At 59.4% G+C, this 6707-nt stretch carries 6 protein-coding genes; 4 read left to right on the forward strand and 2 right to left on the reverse strand.

The window, feature by feature from the left end:
* The first annotated feature begins 402 nt into the window (after positions 1-402).
* The 3 genes from FS320_RS35345 to FS320_RS35355 all read left to right on the forward strand — a co-directional run bounded on the left by FS320_RS35345 (position 403) and on the right by FS320_RS35355 (position 3673).
* Positions 403-1224: an alpha/beta fold hydrolase gene (locus FS320_RS35345; RefSeq protein ID WP_152717035.1), complete on the forward strand. Its 822-nt coding sequence runs from the start codon at positions 403-405 to the stop codon at positions 1222-1224.
* A gap of 5 nt (positions 1225-1229) precedes the next feature.
* Positions 1230-2894 carry a PAS domain-containing hybrid sensor histidine kinase/response regulator gene (locus FS320_RS35350; RefSeq protein ID WP_152717036.1) on the forward strand — a complete coding sequence of 555 codons (1665 nt, stop codon included), beginning with the start codon at positions 1230-1232 and terminating at the stop codon, positions 2892-2894.
* 296 nt (positions 2895-3190) lie between these two features.
* Positions 3191-3673 (forward strand): Ros/MucR family transcriptional regulator, encoded by a 483-nt coding sequence (locus FS320_RS35355; protein ID WP_152717037.1) that lies wholly within the window; start codon positions 3191-3193, stop codon positions 3671-3673.
* A 504-nt stretch (positions 3674-4177) separates the two neighbouring features.
* Here the strand turns inward: FS320_RS35355 and FS320_RS35360 are convergent.
* Positions 4178-4606, reverse strand: coding sequence for a YybH family protein (locus tag FS320_RS35360; RefSeq protein WP_152717038.1), 429 nt, complete (start codon positions 4604-4606; stop codon positions 4178-4180).
* A gap of 366 nt (positions 4607-4972) precedes the next feature.
* On the opposite strand from FS320_RS35360, the gene FS320_RS35365 reads away from it, so the two are divergent.
* Positions 4973-5275: a hypothetical protein gene (locus FS320_RS35365; protein WP_152717039.1), complete on the forward strand. Its 303-nt coding sequence runs from the start codon at positions 4973-4975 to the stop codon at positions 5273-5275.
* A gap of 176 nt (positions 5276-5451) precedes the next feature.
* Here FS320_RS35365 and FS320_RS35370 read toward each other — a convergent pair whose 3' ends face one another.
* On the reverse strand, positions 5452-6252 hold the full coding sequence (locus tag FS320_RS35370; RefSeq protein WP_152717040.1) for a DUF1194 domain-containing protein: 801 nt from the start codon (positions 6250-6252) through the stop codon (positions 5452-5454).
* Between the last annotated feature and the right edge of the window lie 455 nt (positions 6253-6707).

The following is a 6707-nucleotide window of genomic DNA, read 5'->3' on the forward strand; positions in this document are numbered from 1 at the left end:
AAAGCGGACCTTCTCACGGCCAAGCTGAAGGGCAGTCCGTGACCCTGGTTGTGTAAAAACGCGAACACCTCAGCTCTCAACGAACTATTTGTACAACATCAAGCCCGTACACCGGGGAATCCCCGGTACTGTCAGCCCCACAAGACAGAAAATTGCTCCGACGACCGACACGTCAGCGTTTTTACACAACCAAGAGCCTCAGCGGACCTTCTTAGACTGTCTTCAGCATCGAACACGGGCTCCGGGTGTGAGACCTCGCACGGTCCGGAATGGCTGGTGTGCAACGTCCACGCGTTGAAATGAGAACCCACCCATCTACATAAGGCCCCTGAACTGCAAAGCTCACACGCATCACCGTGGCGAGCGGCCGACCCATCGGTCTTTGGATTGCACGGAGCGCCCATGTCTGCCGTTCTCAAGCGTAACAATGTCAAGGTCATGGGTCGAGGGGAGCAGCCGATGCTCTTCGCCCATGGCTATGGCTGCGATCAGAACATGTGGCGCTTCATCACCCCGGCCTTCGAGGACCGGTACAAGATCGTCCTCTTTGATCATGTCGGGCACGGCCATTCCAATGCCGATGCTTTCGACCCGACGAGATACGGCTCGCTCGACGGCTATGCGGACGATGTGCTGGCGATCTGCCAGGAGTTGGACCTGACGAACATCATCTTCGTCGGCCACTCAGTCAGTGCCATGATCGGAGTCCTCGCCGCCATTCGGGAGCCGGAGCGGTTCGATCGCCTGGTGCTGATCGGTCCCTCGCCGCGCTACATCAACGATGGTGACTATGTGGGCGGGCTCAAGCAGGAGGATGTCGAGGGCCTGCTCGACTTCCTCGACAGCAACCATCTCGGCTGGTCGAGTACCATGGCCCCGGTGATCATGGGTAACCCGGACCGACCCGAGCTCGGGGAAGAGCTCACCAACAGCTTCTGCCGCACCAATCCGGACATCGCCAAGCACTTTGCTCGCGTGACCTTCCTCTCGGACAACCGGGCTGACCTACCCACCCTGAGGACGAAGGCTCTCATCCTCCAGTGCTCGCAGGACGCGATTGCTCCCGAGGCCGTCGGGCGCTACATGCACCAAAATCTCCCGGGCAGTGAGTTCGTTCAGCTCAGCGCGACCGGACACTGCCCGAACCTGAGTGCGCCCGAGGAGACGATTGCCGCCATGGAAGCCTTTCTGCGCGATCCCGCTCCGGTCAAGGCCGTCGCCTAGTGAAGATGGACCAGGGTTCGCTGATCGAGACGGCTGAGGAACTCTATGAAAGCGCCCCCTGCGGCTATCTCTCGACCCTGCCGGATGGCACGATCATCAGGGCCAACCAGACCTTCCTCACCTGGATCGGCATGGAGCGGCAGGACCTCGTCGGCCATAAGTGCTTTCAGGACCTTCTGAGCGTCGGGGCTAAGATCTTCTACGACACCCATCTTGCGCCGCTCCTGCACATGCAGGGCTTCGTCAGCGAGATTGCGTTCGACCTGACCTGCGCCGATGGCCGCTCCCTGCCGGTTCTGGCCAACATGGTCCAGAAGCAGGATGCGGCTGGCCGCCCGATGGTTCATCGTATTACCCTCTTCAATGCCACCGACCGGCGCAAGTACGAGAGGGAACTGCTCTTCGCCCGCCAGAAGGCGGAGCAGGCCACTCAGGAGCTGAAGCGCCTGAACGAAACCCTTGAGGAGCGGGTCGCGCATGAGGTCGCCGAGCGCCTGAAAGCCGAGGAGGCTCTGCGACAGGCCCAGAAGATGGAGGCCATTGGCCAGCTCACCGGCGGCATCGCCCACGACTTCAACAACCTGCTCACCATCATCGTCGGCAATATCGAACTCCTCCAGCGCCGCCTGCCCGAGGATGCCGACCGCCTCCAGCGGGCAGCCGATCATGCCATGGATGCAACCCGACGGGCGGCGACCCTGACCCAGCGGCTGTTGGCTTTCTCCCGGCGTCAGCCGCTCGATCCCAAGCCCATCGACGTCAACAAGCTGGTGGCCGGCATGTCCGACCTGCTGCGGCGGACGCTCGGTGAAGTGGTTGTGCTGGAGACGGTGCTCGCCGGCGGCCTCTGGCGTTCCCAGGCCGATCCGAACCAGCTCGAAAATGCGATCCTCAATCTGGCGGTGAACGCCCGCGATGCCATGCCGGACGGCGGCAAGCTCACCATCGAGACCGCCAATGCCCGCCTGGACGAAGCCTATGTCGAGGCTCTCGCCGAGCCAGTCCCGGCGGGACAGTACGTGCTCGTGGCCGTTTCCGACACGGGAACCGGAATGGACAAGGCTACGATGGAGAAGGTGTTCGAGCCGTTCTTCACCACCAAGGAAGCGGGTAAAGGGACCGGACTGGGCCTGAGCCAGGTGTACGGCTTCGTCCGGCAGTCGAACGGCCATGTCAGGATCTACAGCGAGCTCGGCGAGGGCACAACGATCAAGATCTACCTGCCCCGCCTGATCGGCTCCGACGAGGAGCCTGCCGAGATGCCGGCAAAGAGTCCCGCAATGGTGAGAGGCGCAGGCGAGACCATTCTGGTCGTGGAAGACGAGCCTGATCTACGAACGTACACCACCGAGGCCCTGCGGGATCTCGGATACCGCGTCGTTGAGGCTGGCGACGCTCGAGAGGCGCTGGAGATATTTGAGCAGCATCCGGAGATCGAACTGTTGTTCACCGATGTTGTCCTGACCGGAGGGATGAACGGACGTGCGCTCTCAGATGAGGTGTCCCGGCGCAGGCCAGGGCTGCCGGTTCTGTTCACCACGGGCTACACCTCGAACGCCATTGTCCACCACGGTCGTCTCGACCCTGGGATGCATCTGATTGGGAAGCCCTTCACCTATGCCGAACTAGCCTCAAAGGTGAGGCGCATGCTCGATGGAGAGCAGTTCTAATCGCCTCTGGTCTACGAGCGAATGTCTTGAAATGGCACTCTCGGAAGAAAGATGGATGCTCGTTTGGGTTGGGAACAGCGGACGTTCCGTAAGGGCAGGGATGATCGCTGTCTGAGCCAGAGGTGGCTCTTTCCGCGCGAAAGGCGTCAGGATAGCGCAGCTACGCCCTAACCCATTTTAGAGCATCGGACATGAACGTAGGTGCTGCATGGGTCCTCCCTGCTGATCCGGCCAGAACAAAGTCTGTTCTCATCACCCTCCCAAACAGTCCCAGTGCAGCCGAGGACACGAAAACTATGGGTGAGAGCACATCCGCTCCAAACTACATCGAACTCTGTGCTGACATCGTCTCAGCTTACGTCAGCAACAACTCCGTTCCCGCCGCAGACCTACCGTCGCTGCTCAACTCTGTCTATGCTGCCCTGACCAAGACTACGCAGGTTCAGAAAGAGGAGCCCAAGGCTGAGTTGGTGCCTGCGGTGTCGGTGAGGAAGTCCGTCACTCCGGACTACATCATCTGCCTGGAGGACGGGAAGAAGTTCAAGTCGCTCAAGCGCCATCTGCGCTCCACCTACGACATGACGCCCGAGCAGTACCGCGCCAAGTGGAACCTACCAGCGGATTACCCGATGGTTGCGCCGAACTACGCCATGGCTCATTCCGAGCTTGCCAAGACCATGGGACTTGGCCAACAGCGCAAGAAAGGTAAGGCTCCGGTAGAGGCTGTTGCCAATGATGCCGCCCCTGCAAAGGGCCGTCGCTCGAAAAAGGCTGATTAACTGATCCTGCGATGATCAGGATCGGCCATCGCCGGTCAATTGACTTGAACTCAGTGCTGCGAGGTGCCGAGTTTTCGTTAAGGCTTTTCTGCCCTTATGCTGTTGCACAGGGACGGCGGCAATGTCGCGCCTCGGGTGTGGAATGCCCCGCCTTGGCGGGGCATCGTAAATGCAATGACCACCCGATGTAGAGCCAAGCTACTTCGCCGGAACAGGCTCTTTTGCTGGAGTAGACGCTGCGCTCTGGGCCGCTGTGTCGGCCTCCTGCTTCAGCTTATCGACAGCTTGGGTGCGTTTAGCCTCAAGCTCCCGTTGGCGATCTGCCTCAGCCTTCGCCCTGTCCTCGGACACATATGATCCTCGATAGTGGCACATGGTGTCCTCCGTTCATGCAGAACAGGAGCCAACGTGATCCAGACACAATGGTTCCGGCTGAGCATTGCGCCTCCGCGCAAGAGCCTCTGACGGCTCTCGGTGTGATGCCAGCAAGCTGTCAGCGACGGCTTACTTGTTGGTGTTCCAGATGTCGGTCGCGAGCCTCCAATCACTCCCGACCTTCTCCCAAACTACCACATACTTGCCGGTGATGTCCTGCGGCTGCGCGCCCTTGGTCCGGAACGTGAAGGTGCCGATCTCTCGCACTGCCCCATTGCCGAGCGGCTTCACATCGACGGTCGTGAGCTTCCCATCGCCAAGTTGCTCGGCAGCGCCTTTCCAGAACGCCCGGATGGCATTCTTGCCCTTCATCATCTCGGCTCCAGGCGGCAGGATGACGGCATCGTCCGTGTACAGAGCCGCGACTGCTGCTGCATCACCAGCGTTGAAGGCTTGAGCAAACTTGTCGTTCAGGCTCTGAATTGTGGCTTTGTCCTGCGCCATAGCGGGAGCCGAGAAGCACAGGCAGATCGCTGAAACAATGACTTGGATACGCATGACTTCCTCCCTCGTCCAAGCATAAACGTCGCACAGCAAAGATCATACTGCACAATCATCTCTGGAACGGGAACTTATCCCGCTGCGGCAGACTGACCTATACGAAAGAGTTATGTCTTCTGTCGGAAACCCAACAGACAAGCGACAATCTTCTTCAGTAATTCTTGGCGCGCCTTCAGCAAACCATCCATTCGGCACGGGCTGACACCCACCTGTATCCTTGTACAGAGGTGAGCCGTAGCTGTAGCATAACTGATGTATGCCGAAGTATGATAGTTTAGGGGTGAACGTTTCTTGAAAATGGCACGTGCTGAGCTTTAGCGCCTGAACAAAGGTGCGGCTCAGCACGACCCATCGGGGGCAGCAATGCAGAACCAACAGCATGTAACCTCTGCGCTGAATCGCCTGATCGTCGGCGAGAACCAAAGCTTTGACTTGTATGGCTTGTGGCAGAACACGTCGCGCACCCTGTCAAACCTCGACTTCGAGCATCAGCACGAGATACAGCGAGTGGAGCGCGGCAGAACTAATCCCATGTTGAAGAAGCAGATCATGGAGAACCTTCAGAGAAGGCACCGTGAGCGGCGTCAGCCCTACGTGACGCTGATTGCCGAACTCCGGAAGCACCTCTCGTCAGCCGTGTCGGATGACCTCCAGGCGGCAGGTTGATCAGCTTTTCAGTTCCACCGGCTTGTTTGCCCCTACGAGCCGGAACCTCAAGCGCCCTCACTGGGCGCTTTTTCTTGGTTGTGGTGGCCCTCGGCATCACCGGCTGACGCTGCACGAAAGTTCGGGTGGCGGCACGAAGCTCGTCAGCGGTGAGGGGTCTGGACGCTCTCATTCGGTTACTTCCCTGTCGGCTGGTGAGCGCGCCTTTCTCCAGCCAAACAGTCTGTCGGTGATGCAGCTTGGGCTGGCTGAACGAGCGAGTGAGGTGGGGACTGATCAGTGATTTCTCGGATGATCTTGGCCCTGATTGCCTCGACAAACTGCGTCTTCTCCCGTACCGGAACCAGAAACGCTCCTGGACCTCCAATGACACAGTCGCGGAAGTAAAGGTCGAGGTTGTCGATGTCCCAGAGGCTATCGAGCCGCTTCAGCATGATCGGCAGGCCATTGATGGTGATGCCGCGAGCCAGAGCCCCGTCACGGGCCAGGGTCACGGTGCGGCCCTGGTTGTTGGCTCCATCCCCTGAGATGTCGATGATCTGCCGAACCGGCTGTAAGCCACTCTGATCAAGCTGCCGGATGCCGAAGTCGATAGCGCCTGACAGTGACGTGTAGCTCATGCGGTGGATCGGGCTTTGCGAAAGCCGCTCGGCAAAAGCCAAGCCATCAGTGGGCTGTTCAATCACCGTCCATGGCACGATGATCTGCTGATCGAACGCTCCAGACCACTCCACATAGATCACGGCGATGCGCCCCAGCATGCCCTGGCGGATCGCCTGATGAACTTCAGGGGATCGGAACGCCTCGACGAAGCCCTGCCGCTGAAGGTCCTGTTCATCCGGCTCCATGGAAAAGGAGACATCGACCGCCAGCACCAGCGCGAGATCGGCCTCGGTTCCGGCCAGGAGCTTTCCGGTCGAGAGCCATGTCGCGCCTGCCAGCATCAGAACAGTGATGAAGCGCGATCCGCTGAGCATCCCAAGTTCCAGTTCCGTTAGGGCTTAGTATCGGTTGAACTTGAGCCGCGAGCCAGTGAGATGAAATCCACTTGTCTGATGTATGGAGTTCAGAAGCCGACGCTTTAGCTCTCAGGCACACCCGCCTTGATCAGTCCCTCCGCAATGATCGGGCCATACGCAAATTTCCGCAGCATGTTCCGGACTAAGCTGACTGTGAGTGGCGGTGCGGCAAAGGAATTCCGGTGTGTCAAAAGCGCCTCCGCCTGCTCTGAAAATCCAAGATGGCCATGGCAGCTAATCAGCGGAGCATGTAGCGCGACGCGCGAATGTGTGAGTAAGGCGACGGCCAGATTTACGAGATGTCGCCTCCGGTTGAAGTCGACCTACCGTGTCACGGGACGACACGGAGGAGCGCATGAGCCGGCTCGATCAGGAGGCTCGCATGACTATCAAGGCATTGGCGGCGCGGGGAG

It is taken from the genome of Microvirga tunisiensis, assembly GCF_009296175.1.
In the GTDB taxonomy this organism is placed as follows: domain Bacteria; phylum Pseudomonadota; class Alphaproteobacteria; order Rhizobiales; family Beijerinckiaceae; genus Microvirga; species Microvirga tunisiensis.